The 14,528-nt window shown below is 65.5% G+C and carries 14 protein-coding genes; 1 reads left to right on the top strand and 13 read right to left on the bottom strand.

Annotated features, from left to right (window positions below):
* Positions 1–14 precede the first annotated feature (14 nt).
* The 12 genes from E0H22_RS02505 to E0H22_RS02445 all read right to left on the bottom strand — a co-directional run bounded on the left by E0H22_RS02505 (position 15) and on the right by E0H22_RS02445 (position 11,042).
* The gene (locus tag E0H22_RS02505; protein WP_233024184.1) at positions 15–614 is read right to left on the bottom strand and encodes a c-type cytochrome; all 600 of its coding nucleotides are present in this window, start codon (positions 612–614) and stop codon (positions 15–17) included.
* An 8-nt stretch (positions 615–622) separates the two neighbouring features.
* The gene (locus E0H22_RS02500; RefSeq protein WP_233026078.1) at positions 623–1,789 is read right to left on the bottom strand and encodes an OpgC family protein; all 1,167 of its coding nucleotides are present in this window, start codon (positions 1,787–1,789) and stop codon (positions 623–625) included.
* A 50-nt stretch (positions 1,790–1,839) separates the two neighbouring features.
* A complete protein-coding gene (gene copD, locus E0H22_RS02495; protein ID WP_233024183.1) occupies positions 1,840–2,772 on the bottom strand; it encodes a copper homeostasis membrane protein CopD in 933 nt (310 codons plus the stop codon).
* Entirely contained in the window at positions 2,772–3,137 is a 366-nt protein-coding gene (copC, locus tag E0H22_RS02490; RefSeq protein WP_233024182.1) for a copper homeostasis periplasmic binding protein CopC, read from the bottom strand. Before copC ends, copD begins: the two co-directional genes overlap by 1 nt.
* A 58-nt stretch (positions 3,138–3,195) precedes the next feature.
* The gene (locus E0H22_RS02485) at positions 3,196–5,064 is read right to left on the bottom strand and encodes a DUF4396 domain-containing protein (RefSeq protein WP_233024181.1); all 1,869 of its coding nucleotides are present in this window, start codon (positions 5,062–5,064) and stop codon (positions 3,196–3,198) included.
* Positions 5,061–6,047 carry an FkbM family methyltransferase gene (locus E0H22_RS02480; RefSeq protein ID WP_233024180.1) on the bottom strand — a complete coding sequence of 329 codons (987 nt, stop codon included), beginning with the start codon at positions 6,045–6,047 and terminating at the stop codon, positions 5,061–5,063. The genes E0H22_RS02485 and E0H22_RS02480 overlap by 4 nt, the downstream gene beginning before the upstream one ends.
* Positions 6,048–6,114: 67 nt before the next feature.
* On the bottom strand, positions 6,115–6,420 hold the full coding sequence (locus tag E0H22_RS02475) for a copper-binding protein (protein ID WP_233024179.1): 306 nt from the start codon (positions 6,418–6,420) through the stop codon (positions 6,115–6,117).
* An 18-nt stretch (positions 6,421–6,438) separates the two neighbouring features.
* Positions 6,439–6,927: a cupredoxin domain-containing protein gene (locus tag E0H22_RS02470; RefSeq protein WP_233024178.1), complete on the bottom strand. Its 489-nt coding sequence runs from the start codon at positions 6,925–6,927 to the stop codon at positions 6,439–6,441.
* A 29-nt stretch (positions 6,928–6,956) separates the two neighbouring features.
* Positions 6,957–8,327 (bottom strand): multicopper oxidase family protein, encoded by a 1,371-nt coding sequence (locus E0H22_RS02465; RefSeq protein WP_233026077.1) that lies wholly within the window; start codon positions 8,325–8,327, stop codon positions 6,957–6,959.
* An 8-nt stretch (positions 8,328–8,335) separates the two neighbouring features.
* Positions 8,336–9,784: a TolC family protein gene (locus E0H22_RS02460; protein WP_233026076.1), complete on the bottom strand. Its 1,449-nt coding sequence runs from the start codon at positions 9,782–9,784 to the stop codon at positions 8,336–8,338.
* A gap of 386 nt (positions 9,785–10,170) precedes the next feature.
* A complete protein-coding gene (locus E0H22_RS02450; RefSeq protein WP_233024176.1) occupies positions 10,171–10,677 on the bottom strand; it encodes a hypothetical protein in 507 nt (168 codons plus the stop codon).
* Positions 10,678–10,766: 89 nt separating this feature from the next.
* The gene (locus tag E0H22_RS02445; RefSeq protein ID WP_233024175.1) at positions 10,767–11,042 is read right to left on the bottom strand and encodes a metal-sensitive transcriptional regulator; all 276 of its coding nucleotides are present in this window, start codon (positions 11,040–11,042) and stop codon (positions 10,767–10,769) included.
* Positions 11,043–11,455: 413 nt separating this feature from the next.
* Between E0H22_RS02445 and E0H22_RS02440 the strand changes: the two genes are divergently transcribed.
* On the top strand, positions 11,456–13,960 hold the full coding sequence (locus E0H22_RS02440) for a heavy metal translocating P-type ATPase (protein WP_233026075.1): 2,505 nt from the start codon (positions 11,456–11,458) through the stop codon (positions 13,958–13,960).
* A gap of 141 nt (positions 13,961–14,101) precedes the next feature.
* Here E0H22_RS02440 and E0H22_RS02435 read toward each other — a convergent pair whose 3' ends face one another.
* Positions 14,102–14,506 (bottom strand): MerR family transcriptional regulator, encoded by a 405-nt coding sequence (locus E0H22_RS02435; RefSeq protein WP_233024174.1) that lies wholly within the window; start codon positions 14,504–14,506, stop codon positions 14,102–14,104.
* Positions 14,507–14,528: the final 22 nt, after the last annotated feature.

Raw genomic sequence — 14,528 nt, 5'->3', positions numbered from 1 at the left:
CGCTTCCTGGGCCATCAATGCTGGTGACCGCCCACGGGCTTCGCGCCACCTTTGTCCTGAGCCGGATTGCCGCCCGTCCCTGCCTTGTCGCCATCCATCTTCATCCCGCCCATCTCCTCGTCCGGCGGGGCGTCGGCGACCATCTGCTTGTAGTGTTCCTCGGACAGTCCGGGCAGCTTGGTCACGAAGGCGACGATGCTCCAGATGGCGGCGTCGTCGTGACCGAGCCCCCAAGCCGGCATGCCGCTCATCTTCAGGCCGTGCTTCACGATCCAGAAGGCCCGTGCGGGATCCACCCGCTTCTCGGAAAGGTTGGGCGGTTGCGGATAGAGGCCCGGCCGTATTTCTGAATCCTTCATGCCCGGCGCGAGGTGACAGTTGACGCACATCGCGGCGTACTGGCCGGCGCCCTTCAGCACCAGCTTCTCGTCGCCGAAGTCTGGGACGACGATGTCACGGGTCCTCACCGCGATCGAATGGTCGCGGAACGTCTCGATCACCACGCGCGTGAGGGCCCAATGGGGCGTGTCCGCTCCGAAGTCGTAGGCTCCGGAGACGACGTAGAAGCTCGATGCCCCAAGCGCGGCCAAGATTGCCGCGGTACCCGCGATCAACCTCCCCTTCATCTCGTCATTCCTTCTTCGGCGCGTCCGGCGCGCGGCGGTCTACGGGAGGCAGGCCGGGAATCCAAAGCGCGGGACCAGGTCCGGTATGAGGCGACGAGGGTCATCAGCGAGATGCCGGCGAGGCTCACGGCGACCTGGGTGACGAAGGCGTTCGACCACATTTCGAGGATGAAGTGACCGACGAACGACAGGAAGATACCGACGCAGAACACCTCCAGCGAACGCTGTCCGCAGACGACGAGCGGTCTCGCCATGGCGGAGCGCAAGACGATCGAGTCCTTTGGAACGAGACGTACCAGGATGATCATGAGCGCCAGCAGGTGAAGGATCCGGTAGGGTGCCAGGTTGGTCTTGTCGTTGGGGTCGAACAGATCGATCAGCGCGGACGGGAATATCCACGTCGCGTCGATGCGGACGGCCAGCGTGACGGCCATCGCGAAGGCCAAATAGGCGGCGCCTAGCGCGACCATCGGCGCCGAAAGGACGACCGCCTTCACCCGACCGCCGCCGCCCATCGCGACCCACGCTCCGATGACGAAGAGAAGCTGCCAGGCGAAGGGGTTGAAGTACCAGTCGCCCGACGGCCAGGCCGGCAGGTTCCATCCCAGCCAACGGGCCGTCAGGTAGAGGATGGCGGATGCCGCCAGCGCCGGATCGGGGAAGCGCCTCATGACCGCCAGCAACGGCGGGAAGCATGCCATCAACACGATGTAGAGCGGCAGCACGTCGAGGTTCAGCGGCTTGAACTTCAAGGCCAGTCCCTGCGTCAGTGTCGCCACCGGCTGTTCGATGAGCCATTTGACGTTGAACTCGTCGAGCAGGTGAGAATGTCCGCGCTGGGCGATGAAGCCGATCGCCGCGGCGTAGAACACGAATAGGAGAATGTGGGCGACGTAGAGCTGCCACACCCGGCGCAGCAGGAGAGCGGCGCCGGCGACGACGCCCTGCACCTCCATCCTCCGCGCGTAGACGAACGCCGCCGTATATCCCGAGATGAAAACGAAGATGTCGGCGGCGTCGCTGAAGCCGTAGTTCCGTGTCGTCAGCCACGCGATGGCGTTGTTCGGAATGTGGTCGAGGAAGATCGCCCAGTTCGCGAGACCGCGGAACAGGTCGAGGCGGAGGTCGCGGGTGTCGGCAGGCTTGTCGGTCGAAGTGCTCATCGTGGTCTCCTGCGTCGAACGGGACGCGCTCGGCGTCCCGTTCGACGTCCCTACTGTCCGATCGCCGGCCGGATCGTGCCGATGATGCTCACGCACAACAGGACGAACAGACCGAGGACCTGCTCGCTCAGCACGTGGATTCGCAGCTTACGTTTCCAGACGGCGCTCTCAGGCGGTGCCTTCCGACCGGCGGCCTCGAGCGCGGGCACCAGCCAGAAGCGGTTCGCCGCCGCCAGACCCAGCATTCCGGCGAAGCACGCCAGCTTGACGATGAGGATCCATCCGTAGGCGCTGGCAAGGAGGCTGGAGACGGACCCGACCAGGAACCAGCTATTGACCAGACCCGTTCCAACCAGCGTCGCGACGGCGATGTAGCCCATGCCGGAGAAGCGCATCAGCACCCCGTCGACGTCGAGCGCAGCGCCGTCCGTCCTCCTGCCGTCGTAGCCCAGCAGAATGAATCCAAGAGGGATCAGGCCTCCGAGCCACGCACCGGCGGCGAGGAGGTGGGCCGCATCCGCCGCGACGTGCAGCGCCCCGGGCCAGCCTTCCTCCATCTGCGCATGACCGGCTCCGGCGAGGGAGGCGAGGAGTCCGGCTGCGAGAAACGAGGTCAGCAGATCCCGGCCAACGGACGTCCGCGACGGCAGCAGCAGCGTGAGACCGACGAGCAGGACGGCGATGGCGGTGCGAGCCGTCCATACGGCACCGAAGCCGGTTTCGCGGACGACGGCGCCGACGACCTCCGTGTCGGCGACGTCGGTCAGCGCTCCGCTCATGTTGGCCACCGCGAAGGCGAACCAACCGAGCCCCGCGGCGAGCGCGAGGACGGCCGACCAGGCCAGCACCCTGCCACGCCAACGGGCCAGCCTTTCGGGCTCCGTCCCCGCATAGGCGTACAGAGGGAAGAATGCCGCCCCGGCGAGCGACGTCGTCGCGATGTAGTGGAGGAAGCGGGACAGGACGAGACCGAACTCGATCATCAGCGCGCCACGCCGAAGGAGTACGTGCCCTTGACCTTGTGGGTGTCGTCCGACACCGCGTGCCATTCGACCTTGTAGTCGCCCGGCGCCAACTGGTCCTTCAGCGGAACGATCATCAACTTCTTGTTGGCCGGATCGACGGTCGTCTTGCCAGTCGCGACGGGCTTGCCCGCCTGATCCTTCAGCTCGATGCCGGAGAACTGCGGAATGACGCTTTCGTTGAACAGGATGCGGATCTGCTTCGGTGCGGCCGAGGTCTTTCCGGCAGGCGGCTCGGCCGACTGGAATTCCGGATGGGCGAGCGCCGCGCCGGTTGCGAGCGTGGCCGCCACGAAGGCGGCGGCTGCGATGATGGTCTTGGGCATTGGTGGTCCTCTGGCTTGACTTGGGTCGAAGTGATGGATGGATCGATCGGTCCGGACGTCACTTCACGTCGAGAACGAGCATCAGGCCTCCGCCGCCGTCGCGTTCGACGTTGTTGTTGGCGGTGTGATGCGGGATGTGGCAGTGGACGAGCCACTTGCCGGGCCTTCTGGCGGTCCAGACGACGTCGTAGCGCTGACCCGGTCCGACATTGACCGTGTCCGCCTGGTATCGCGCGCTCTGGTTCAGCGTGACGCCGTCGACGGCGACGACCTCGAACGGGCCGCCGTGCACGTGCATCGGATGGACGAAGTTGTTGTTCGTCCCGATGAAGCGCAGCTTGATCGTCTGCCCGACCTTCATGTCGACCGTGTCGGTGGACGGATAGGCCTTGCCATTGATCGTGAAGTAGTTCGGCAGCGCGCCTTCCATGATCATGGCCGGAAACGTCCGCCATTCCCTCTTGAGCCATTCCTGAAGTTGGATCGTGTAGTCGAGGTCGGCTTTGACTTCCGCGCTCGAATCCTTGGGTGCGATCAGGATGGCGCCGTAGAGACCGAGGCCCTGTTGGCGGTCGGGATGATCGTGACTGTGGTAGAAATAGGTGCCGCTCTGGCCGACATCGAATTCGTAGGTATAGGTGCCGCCCGGCGGCACCGGCTTCTGCGTGACGTTCGCCGGCCCGTCCATCTCGTTCGGAACGATGAGCCCGTGCCAGTGCACTGTCGTGCTCTCGGGCAATGCATTCCGGAAGTTGATCCGCACGTGATCGCCTTCGGTCAACTGCAGACGGGGGCCCGGAATCTGTCTGTTGTAGGCGTAGGCCTCGACGGCGACGTCCGGCAGGATGTTCCAGCGTATGATCGATGCCTCGATATCGAAGATCTTCACGCCGTTTTCTATGCGCGGCTGCAGGACACGGTCGCCCTTCGCGTCCGGCGCCGCCTCGAACGTGACCTGCCTCGGCTTCACCGCCGCCATGTCCTTCATGGCCTCGCCCGGCAGGTCAAACGTGTTGATCATGCCGGGCGGCATGATCGCGCCGTCCACATCGCGGGCACTCAGGAACAGGTTGACCGAGAAGCCCGGAAGGACCATTCCGGAAACCAGCATGAACCCGGTGACGCCGGCCAACGCCGCCAGTTGAGGCCGCGTCGCTTCGCCCGCCATTGCGTGTCCGCCCTTGTCGGCGCCCCCGCCGTGCGCTCCGTCGTGTCCGGAATGACCTGACTGGTGCTCGGCATGGCCGCCGTTTCCGTGTCCGGCGCGCACCGTCATCAGTCCGTGCTTGATCCCCTTCTTCACCATCCAGACGTTGAACGGATAGGCCGTCGCGAAGCCGACGATCACGCCCAGCGACATCACGCCCCAGAAGACCAGTTCGAGCGGGTCCATCGCCCGCATGTCACGTCCCATCATCAGCAGACTCATGGTGGGAGCCATGCCGGCCATCATGGCGTTCATGCTGATGAATTCGGGCGTGAAGCTCTTCCGCACGTTCTCCCAGTAGGTGCCGCCCATCATCTTCTTCATGAACAGCGATTGGAAGATGAAGAGGCCGAACGAGAAGCCGGCCACGTACTCGACGACGAGGTCGATCCACATCGGCAATCCGAGCGAGGCGGTGACCACCGCCGCCAGGATGATGCCCGTCGCGTCGCCTGCGACGCAGTGGATGGTGCTGCCGACGCCCTGCTTCCACAGCGGCGCCGTGAAGCTCTCATGCTCGCCCGGACGCGGTTCCTTGTCGGCGAGCACGTAGAGCAGGAGACCGAAGGGACCCATGTACAGCGTGACGAGGATGAAGCCCCACTTCATCACCGTCGGCTCGGGATTGCCGGCGAACTGGTCGTAGGCGACGTAGGCCGCGGACGCGGCGGCCACGACGAACCAGGCGATCAAGTAGTAGTCGTAGGGCAACGCGATCATGCGGACCTCCCGTTGATCCGGTCCAGAGCGTCGCGCCACATCGGGCTCGCCGTGGCGAACACGTTGTAGCCGACCCACGGATGCCGCTTGATCCCGTCCAGGACCGAGGGGTCGTTCACGGCGACGAACCGGCCGGCGGTTGGATCGAACGCGTGGACTGCCAAAGGGGTGCTGCCGAGCAGATGTCTAGACACAGTGTGGTTGGGATCGTTGCCGTGCTCCTCGCAGACGAACAGGGCGTCGGCGGCCATGAGGCTCCGCGCGCCTTCGAGTGCGTCGATCTCCACGCCCTCGACGTCGAGCTTGACCACGACGGGCCTGCCGCGCTCGATGGCTCCGGCGGCCGCGAGACCGTCAAGCGAGACCCTTCGCACCGATCCGTCGGCCGTGTCCGTCTCCTCGGTCGCGAGCGCCTCGTGGCGGTCGCCCACGATCCGGACGAGACCCTCCGAGCTGCCGATCGCGGCATGCAGGCATTCGAACCGGCCGCCGTTGAGCGCGTAGTTCAGCGCCAGGCGCCGCATGTTGGCGGGCGCGGCCTCGATGGCGAGGGCCTGCTTGGAGCCGAAGGGCCTGCTCGAGACGAGTACCGACCAGTAGCCGAAATTGGCGCCGCAATCGACGAAAGCATAGTCGATGTCCGAGACTTCGCGGAGGAACATCTCGATCTCGTCTTCGTAACGGTAGGCCGGATTGAGGAGACGGCTCCAATAGCCGTCGCCGAAGGGAATCGAGAACACGGCGTCGCCGTTCAGCCGAACCCTGACGTCGCGGGTCTTGATGCCGCCGGCGACGACCGCGCATCCGAGCCGATAGCCGCGATGCCCGAAGGGCATCGTCAGCACCGAGCCGAGGCGGAGGACCGCGAAGGCCATCCGCTCCGCGGCGCCCGCGCCCGTCAGCCGGTCCGCCGCGCGGTCGAAGACGAGAACGTCATCGGCCTGACCGCGCCCCGTCGTCCGCACTTCCGCTTCGAAAGCCATGATGTCCCCTCCGCCGGTCGGCGACGTCTGCAGCGTCCCCTCGGTGGCCGGGGACGCCGCAGCAGGCTCACTTGCTCTTCTGGATCTTGGTGATTGCGATGCCGTCGTTGCCGCGCTCGGCGACGAACTGCACCTTGTCGCCGGCCTTGACCTGCTTGAGCATCGCCGGATCCTGCACCTTGAAGACCATCGTCATGCCGTCCTCGTCCATGCCGAGGTTCTTGATCGGGCCGTGCTTGAGCGTGATCTTCTTCGCCGCCTCGTCGACCTTCTTGACCTCGCCGGCGACCATCGCCTCCTGCGCGAGGCCGAGAGAAGGAGCGAGAAGCGAGAGAGCGACGACGGCCGCGGCGAGCTTGTTGGTCTTGATCATCTTTCTTCCTTTCGATTGCTATTTGACGACGACGGTACCGACCATTCCCGCTTCGCGGTGGCCGGGTATGAGACACGCGTATTCGAACTCGCCCGCCTTGCTGAACCGCCAGACGAGATCGCCCGTCTTGCTCGGAGCCAGCCTTCTGGCGTTCGGGTCGTCGTGCTCCATGTCGGGATTCTTCGCCATGGATGCCCCGTGCCTCAGATTCTCCTCGGTCGTCCCGAGGACGAATTCGTGGTCGAGCTGTCCGCCGTTGCGGAGCACGAACCGGATCTGCTCGTCCTTGCGGACCTCGATCTCCGCCGGGACGAACAGCATCTTGCCGTTCGCTTCCGTCAGCGAGACCTGAACGATGCGGGCAGCCTTCTTCGCGTCGCCGGGCTCGCCGGTCGCGTACGTCTCGGCATGCTGCGCGTGACCGGCGTGCTCGCCGGCCGCGAGCGCCGTACCCGCGGAGGCGAGCGCTGCCGCGACGACCACCACCGAAACCTTCAGTCTTCTCATAAGTGTCTCCTTTTTATCCGGGCGGACCATCACATCCCCTTCATTCCCTTGTGGTTCATCGTCTTCGGCATCTGCTTGGCGGGCGGCTTTCCGCCGTCCTGACGCGCGGGAGTGGCCTGCGGCGTCTGCACTTCCCAGGCGACGGTACCCTTCGGGAACTGATAGGGACCCGGATCCCGGTAGTCGTCACGCGCGAGCCCGTCCCTGATCTTGACGACGGTGAACATGCCGCCCATCTCGATCGGCCCGAATTGGCCGCTGCCGGTCATCATCGGCAGCGTGTTGTCGGGCATGGGCATCTCCATCTCGCCCATGGCCATGCCCGTCGATCCCATCGCCATGCCGTCGGGCGCAACCTTGCCGAGCGCCTTCGCGATGTCCTTCTTCGACACGCCGATCAGGTTCACCATGTCGTGCCCCATGGCGTTCATGGTGTGGTGGGACTTGTGGCAGTGGAACGCCCAGTCGCCGGGATTGTCGGCGAGGAAGTCGAATGCGCGGATGGCGCCGACCGGCACGTCGGTCGTCGTCTCCGGCCACGCGGCGCTTTCCGGCACCCATCCGCCGTCGGTGCAGCTCACGGCGAACTTGTGTCCGTGCAGATGGATCGGGTGGTTGGTCATGGTCAGGTTGCCGATCCGTACGCGCACCTTGTCGCCGAGCCGCACCGGCATGACGTCGATTCCGGGAAACACGCGGCTGTTCCACGTCCACATGTTGAAGTTGGTCATCTCGGTGACCTTCGGCAGGAACGTGCCGGGGTCGATGAGGTAGCTGCTCATGATGAAGACGAAATCGCGGTCGACGGCTCGGAAGCTGCGGTCCCGCGGATGCACGACGATCATGCCCATCATGCCCATCGCCATCTGGACCATCTCGTCCGAGTGCGGGTGGTACATGAAGGTGCCGCTATGCTTCATCTCGAATTCGTAGACGAAGGTCTTTCCGACGGGGATGTGCGGTTGCGACAGGCCGCCGACGCCGTCCATGCCGCAAGGCAGGATGACGCCGTGCCAATGCACGGTGGTCGCCTCCGGCAGCTTGTTGGTCACGAAGATCCGCAACTTGTCCCCTTCGACGCATTCGATCGTCGGACCCGGAGACTGGCCGTTGTAGCCCCAGAGGTGCGCCTTCATGCCTTCGGCGAACTCGCGCTCGACCGGCTCGGCGACGAGGTGGAATTCCTTCCAGTCGCCGTTCATGCGCCAAGGGAGCGTCCAACCGTTCAGGGTCACGACGGGATTGTAGTCGGGACCGGACGAGGGATGCAGCGGCGGCTGCATGGAGGTCTTCTCCATCGTCGGCGCTTCCGGAATGGACGCCGCCTGCGCGCGCCCCGAGATCGCCGCGGCACCGGCGAGTGCCGTCGCGGTACCGAGGAAGTTGCGTCGAGAAAGGATCGGTTCGCTCATCGTTGACCTCCGCCGGCCGACGCCTGCGCGGTCGTCGTGCCTGTCGTCTGGGATTGGGATTCGCCGCGTCCGCCTCCGTTCACGGCGGTCAGCAAAGTGGAATTGGCGAGCCAGAAATCGCGCTTGGCGGCGACGCCGGCGCGTTGGGCCGCGATGCGCGCCGTGGCTTCGACCACCAGCGCGAACACGTCGATCTGCATGCTCGAGTAGCGCAGTTGCAGTTCGTCGGAGATGACCTTGCGGAGCGGAAGGACCTCGCGCTGATACTGGAGCGCGATATCGTAGGCGGAGCGGTAGGTCCGGAAGGCGTCGCGCGCCTCGGAGCGGACGTTGACCGCCTTCTCCGTCAGCAGGTTGAAGGCCTGATTGTAGATCTCAGCCGATTGCCGAACGCGCACTTCGCCGCCGTCGAAGATCGGGATCTGGAAGTCGATCCCGACGCTGCGGCTGCGGTTCGGCGTCCCTAGCTCCTTGCTCTGCGACGCGGACATGTCGAGCAGCGTCACGAAGCGCGTGGCCTGCGTGAGCTCGAGCGACTTGGCGAGCGCGAGCAGGTCGATCCGCGCCATCTGCAGATCGAGGCGGCGCTCCACCGCCTGGACCTCGATCAGCGGCAACGTGTCGGGTCTGCGGGGAAGCTGCGGAAGCCGGCCGGGAATCCTGATGTCCGTGTCGCGGCCCCAAAGGCCGAGAAGGCGGATCAGCCGCTCGCGCGAGCTTGAGGCGTCCTGCCTGGCAGACGCCAGATCGGCCGTAGTTTCGGCGTAGAACGCCTGCTGGCGCGCCTGATCCAGCTTGTTCAGGGAGCCCGTCTCTCCGAGCTTGGTGGCGAGCTGCGCGGTCGTCTCGGCGATCGTCTTGGCTTCCGTCAGGACGGCAACGAGCTCGTTCGCCCCGGTGGCGCGGTAGAAGGCGTCGCGGACGTCCGCGGCGAGACGGAGCGTCTGTTCGGCGGCGGCGAGCTGCGCCCGCTTGAAGCGCTCCCGGGCGATTTCCGAACGGAAAGGCAGCGTGGCGATCGCGAGGATGTCGCCGGCGACCTGCCGCGACACCTCGACGGATCCGCCGCTGACGCTCCGCGACACGGAGAACGACGGATTGGGCGGCAGGCTGTCGGCCACCATGTCGGCTTCGGCGAGCGCGAGCTCGTTATAGGCAGCCTGAAGGCCGCGATTGTTCAGGAGCGCTATCTGCACGGAAGACTCGACCGTCAGCACCCGCGACTTGAGTTTCGCCACGGTTTCCTCGGCGAAGCGCGCGTCGTCCTCGGACCGGATGGCGATGACGTCCTTGCGGATCGCCGCGTCCGCCACGCCGGCGACCACACTCATGCCCTTGTCAGGCGAGAAGCTGGCGCAACCTGCGAGAAGAACGAGCGCGATCACGGCCGAGCCCGAGCGCAACAGGCTCCGATACCGGCGATCGATGCGCGGCGATGTTTTCATGTTCGACATGCCGCCCTCCTATCTTCCGGACTTGGAGGCGGGAGAGACATCGTCGTTCCGCTGTCTCCAGCCGGATGGCGACACCGGGCGCATCGACGCGTACGGGGCCACCGTCGAGCGGTAGCTCACGGGCGCCACGGGGACCGTCGGATCGGCCGGGTCGGCGCGCATCGGGACGGTCACCGGAAGGCAACCTCCGAGCGCCAGCGTCCCGGCCGCTGCTGCGGCGAATGCCCACTTTCTCCTGTCGAATAGTCTCGTTGCCACCGAGCGAACGGCGGCGATCTTCGCCCCAATATGCGCGAACATGCTTGTTTCCTGAACTGACGATGGATCACAGGCGCGCGCACCCTCCCCGGGGGCGACGCCGCATCTAAACGGTCAGATCAGGCGATGGGGGGGCGGTAGTGGACGTCCGGCGCGTTGTCGGCCGTGGCGCGGTATTCCGTCGTCGCGCGGACGGGCGTAGGCACGGAAGGCGACGCGATTTCCGCGATGGTCGCTGGCATCGCACCGATGCACATCAGAGCGCAGCACTGACCGCTGGTCGTGTGCGGTCCCTTCTTGATTGGCGCTTCCTCGTCGGACATCGCCCCGGACATGGAGGCGTCGTCGTCTGACATGGACGCCATCCGCACATGCGCGTCATGGCCGGAATCCTGGATCGACGCGTCGCCGGACACTTGGGCTCCGGTGCGGTCTCCCGCAGTATCAGGCTGCCCGTGCATGTGCATCGATCCCGATGCGACGCCCTCGATGGTCATGCAGTCGACGACGGCATGCTGCCCGGGCAGGGCGTAGGACAGTGTCGGCGCCATGACGCACAGCAGATAGACGATGGCGACGATCCACCCCGCCTTCTTCCGCTGGTTCCTGGTGAGCCTAACGAGCATTGCCTATCGATTGCCTTCGAACGCGCGAGTCGATCCCGGCACCATATGCGCGAAAACGAGCGACGCCAAGAATGAAAAAGGAGACACTCTCATCGTTCCGCCCTGCCTACCACCGCCATGAGTTCGGCGATCTTCTGCCGCTGCTCGTCTTTGTCGCCGCTGGCGATGGCGTGTTCGACGCAATGCGACACGTGATCTTTCAGAATTTCTTCCTCGACGCGGCGAAGCGCGGCGCGGACGGCGGAGATCTGCGTGACGACGTCGATGCAGTAGCGGTCCTCGTCGACCATCTTCGACAGACCACGGACCTGCCCTTCGATCCTGCCGAGGCGTTTCTTCACCGATGACTTGATGTCTGCGCGCATACGCCATGATACCCCTACTGGGTAAGGGTTGCAAGCGGCAAGTTGACGGCTTGCGCTGGGCGCCTCTCTTCCGATCCCCGTCCACCCACGGAATCTTCGCAGCCCGTGTGTGGCAGTGACATGCGTTGCGTTCGAGGTTTATCGGCTGTTTTCGGGATTTGCTCGGGACCGCCTTGATTTCTCCGTCCGACCGTTTCATATACCCCTACAGGGTATGGGTTTTGGTCTTGCTGGAGGATGGCATGTCGGATGCGAAGAAGCAGGGTTCGGGCGATTGCGGTTGTGGCTCCAAGAAGGAGACGGCCCAGGCGGCATCCGGCTGCTGCGGCGGAGCGCATGACGCCGCCCAAGCACATGGAAGCGGCAATGCGGATCAAGCCGGTACTGGCAAAGCGGTCGATCCGGTATGCGGCATGTCGGTCGATCCGGCCACAGCCAAGCACACCTTCGAACACGACGGCCAGCGGTACCACTTCTGCTCGGAGGGCTGCCGAGCCAAGTTCGCCGCCGCGCCCGAATCCTTTCTGGCGGAAGCGGCTGCGCCTGGCGCCGGAGCCTGCTGCGGCGGGGCCGGGCACGCCAATCACGGCCATCATTCCCGTAGGGATCATGCCCACGCCGCCGCCGGCACCATCGATCCCGTCTGCGGCATGACCGTCGATCCCGCTACGACCCCGCACAGGTTCGCACTCGCCGGCGAGACGCATCATTTCTGCTCGGCGGGCTGCCGCACCAAGTTCGCGGCCGATCCGGAGCGCTACCTCGACCCGTCCCGGAAGGCTGCAGCGGAGGCCTCCGTGCCCGCGGGAACGGTATACACCTGTCCGATGCATCCGGAGGTCCGGCAGGTCGGGCCGGGTAGCTGCCCGATCTGCGGCATGGCGCTTGAGCCCGAGGTGGTGTCGCTCGACGATGCCCCGAACCCCGAGCTCGCCGACATGACGCGGCGGTTCTGGGTCGGACTTGCGCTGGCATCCCCGGCGATCGTTCTGGAGATGGGTGGCCATCTCGTCGGCGGTCACGGTCTGGTCGATCCGACCTTGTCGAACTGGATCCAGCTCGCCTTCGCGACGCCCGTTGTCCTGTGGGCCGGATGGCCGTTCTTCGTGCGCGGCTGGCAGTCGCTCGTCACCCGCAATCTGAACATGTTCACCCTTGTCGCCATGGGTACCGGCGTCGCCTACGTCTACAGCCTGGTGGCCACGGTGCTGCCGGGAGTTTTCCCGCCGGCGTTCAGAGGACATGGCGGTGCCGTCGCGGTGTATTTCGAGGCGGCTGCCGTGATCACCGTCCTCGTCCTGCTCGGCCAGGTCCTCGAATTGCGCGCCCGGGAGGCGACGTCGGGCGCCATCAAGGCGCTGCTCGACCTCGCCCCGAAGACCGCAAGGCTGGTGGACGACGCGGGCGAGGACCATGAGGTCGCGCTGGACAGCCTGCACGTCGGCGACAGGCTGCGCGTGCGCCCGGGCGAGAAGGTCCCGGTCGACGGAATCATGATCGAGGGACGGTCCTCCATCGACGAATCGCTGGTCACGGGCGAATCCATGCCGGTCACCAAAGAGCCGGGGGCGAAGGTCGTCGCCGGCTCGCTGAACCAGTCGGGCGGCTTCGTCATGCGGGCGGAAAAGGTCGGCCGCGACACGCTGCTGTCGCAGATCGTGCAGATGGTCGCGCAGGCCCAGCGGTCGCGCGCGCCCATCCAGCGCCTCGCCGACCAGGTGGCCGGATGGTTCGTGCCGGCGGTGATCGTGGTCGCCGTCGCGGCTTTCGCGGCGTGGGCGTGGTTCGGCCCGGAGCCGCGTCTCGCGTTCGGCCTGGTCGCCGCGGTCAGCGTCCTGATCATCGCCTGCCCGTGCGCGCTCGGCCTCGCGACGCCTATGTCGATCATGGTCGGCGTCGGCCGCGGCGCCGCCGCGGGCGTCCTGATCAAGAACGCCGAAGCCTTGGAACGCATGGAGAAGATCGACACGCTCGTCGTCGACAAGACCGGCACGCTCACCGAAGGCAAGCCCAAGGTCGTGTCGATCGTGCCGGCCCAAGGATTCCAGGAAGACGAAATACTGCGGCTCGCCGCGAGCGTGGAGCGCTCGAGCGAGCATCCGCTGGCTGACGCGATCGTTAACGCGGCCAAGGAGCGAAGCGTCGACCTCGCGCCCGTCACGGACTTCGATTCTCCGACCGGCAAGGGGGCGACCGGCAGCGTGGACGGCCTGGCCGTGATGCTCGGCAACGGAAAATTCATGAACGCCGCCGGCGTCGAAACCTCGTCCATGGAAGGCGCGGCGGAGACTTTGCGCGGCGAAGGCGCAACGGTGGTGAACATGTCGGTTGACGGCAGGCTCGCTGGGATTTTCGCCATCGCCGACCCCGTGAAGGCCACCACACCGGACGCACTGAGGGCGCTGGCGGCCGAAGGCATCAAGGTCATCATGCTGACGGGCGACAACCGGACCACCGCCGATGCGGTCGCCCGGCGCCTCGGCATCTCGGAGGTCGAGGCCGAAGTGCTGCCAGACCAGAAGAGCGCGGTCGTCACGAAGCTGCAGAAGGCGGGGCGCATCGTCGCGATGGCCGGCGACGGCGTCAACGACGCGCCCGCTCTCGCCGCCGCGGACGTGGGGATCGCGATGGGCACCGGCACCGATGTGGCCATGGAGAGCGCGGGCGTCACGTTACTGAAGGGCGATCTCAACGGCATCGTCCGCGCCCGCCGGCTCTCGCAGGCGACCATGAGCAACATCCGGCAGAACCTGTTCTTCGCGTTTGTCTACAACGCCGCAGGAATTCCGATCGCGGCCGGGGTGCTCTATCCGACCTTCGGGATGCTGCTGTCGCCAATCATCGCCGCCGCGGCGATGGCGCTCTCGTCGGTGACGGTCGTGGGCAATGCGCTGCGCCTGAGGTCCGCAGGACTTTAGGCGCCCGACTTGACGCACGGCCACCGTTCAGCGCGCACGTAAGGATCTTCTTTTGCGCCTCGAGCTCCTGGGTCAACTTGGCGACAATCGCTCAGTCGCCGCGGGAGGCCTTCGTGCCACACTCCAAATGAGGTCGAAGACCTATGCGCCACCTGCTTCCTGAATGGATTCGATGACTCGGCATTCGTAGATTCTACCGTGTGTGCACTCGTTCACCATCCGAAGCAGTTCGACACGGAGAGCCGAGAGCTGGGCGATGCGCCGCTCCACATCGGACAGATGGCGGCGCGTGATGACGTCGACTTGATCGCACGACTGATCGGGCCGCGTGCTGAGCGTCAGGAGCTCTCGAATATCGCCGATCTCGAAGCCGAGATCGCGCGCGTGGCGAATGAAGTTCAGCCGTGCGATGTCCGCGGGTTGATAGCGCCTCTGCTTTCCCTCGCTTCTCGTCGGAGGGGACAGCAATCCGACCCCTTCGTAGTAGCGGATGGTTGGCACCTTGATACCCGTCGCCCGCGACGCTTCTCCGATCCCGTAGTTCATTTTTTCCTTGAACCTCTAGTCG

The organism is Rhodopseudomonas boonkerdii, assembly GCF_021184025.1.
Classification (GTDB): Bacteria; Pseudomonadota; Alphaproteobacteria; order Rhizobiales; family Xanthobacteraceae; genus Tardiphaga; species Tardiphaga boonkerdii.
This window is presented reverse-complemented; position numbering and strand designations above follow the sequence as displayed.

Excerpts from the sequence above, each read along its gene's own strand:
- E0H22_RS02500 (WP_233026078.1), bottom strand. The coding sequence starts at position 1,789 with ATGAGCACTTCGACCGACAAGCCTGCCGACACCCGCGACCTCCGCCTC.
- copD (WP_233024183.1), bottom strand. The coding sequence starts at position 2,772 with ATGATCGAGTTCGGTCTCGTCCTGTCCCGCTTCCTCCACTACATCGCG.
- copC (WP_233024182.1), bottom strand. The coding sequence starts at position 3,137 with ATGCCCAAGACCATCATCGCAGCCGCCGCCTTCGTGGCGGCCACGCTC.
- E0H22_RS02485 (WP_233024181.1), bottom strand. The coding sequence starts at position 5,064 with ATGATCGCGTTGCCCTACGACTACTACTTGATCGCCTGGTTCGTCGTG.
- E0H22_RS02480 (WP_233024180.1), bottom strand. The coding sequence starts at position 6,047 with ATGGCTTTCGAAGCGGAAGTGCGGACGACGGGGCGCGGTCAGGCCGAT.
- E0H22_RS02475 (WP_233024179.1), bottom strand. The coding sequence starts at position 6,420 with ATGATCAAGACCAACAAGCTCGCCGCGGCCGTCGTCGCTCTCTCGCTT.
- E0H22_RS02470 (WP_233024178.1), bottom strand. The coding sequence starts at position 6,927 with ATGAGAAGACTGAAGGTTTCGGTGGTGGTCGTCGCGGCAGCGCTCGCC.
- E0H22_RS02460 (WP_233026076.1), bottom strand. The coding sequence starts at position 9,784 with ATGAAAACATCGCCGCGCATCGATCGCCGGTATCGGAGCCTGTTGCGC.
- E0H22_RS02450 (WP_233024176.1), bottom strand. The coding sequence starts at position 10,677 with ATGCTCGTTAGGCTCACCAGGAACCAGCGGAAGAAGGCGGGGTGGATC.
- E0H22_RS02445 (WP_233024175.1), bottom strand. The coding sequence starts at position 11,042 with ATGCGCGCAGACATCAAGTCATCGGTGAAGAAACGCCTCGGCAGGATC.
- E0H22_RS02440 (WP_233026075.1), top strand. The coding sequence starts at position 11,456 with ATGTCGGTCGATCCGGCCACAGCCAAGCACACCTTCGAACACGACGGC.
- E0H22_RS02435 (WP_233024174.1), bottom strand. The coding sequence starts at position 14,506 with ATGAACTACGGGATCGGAGAAGCGTCGCGGGCGACGGGTATCAAGGTG.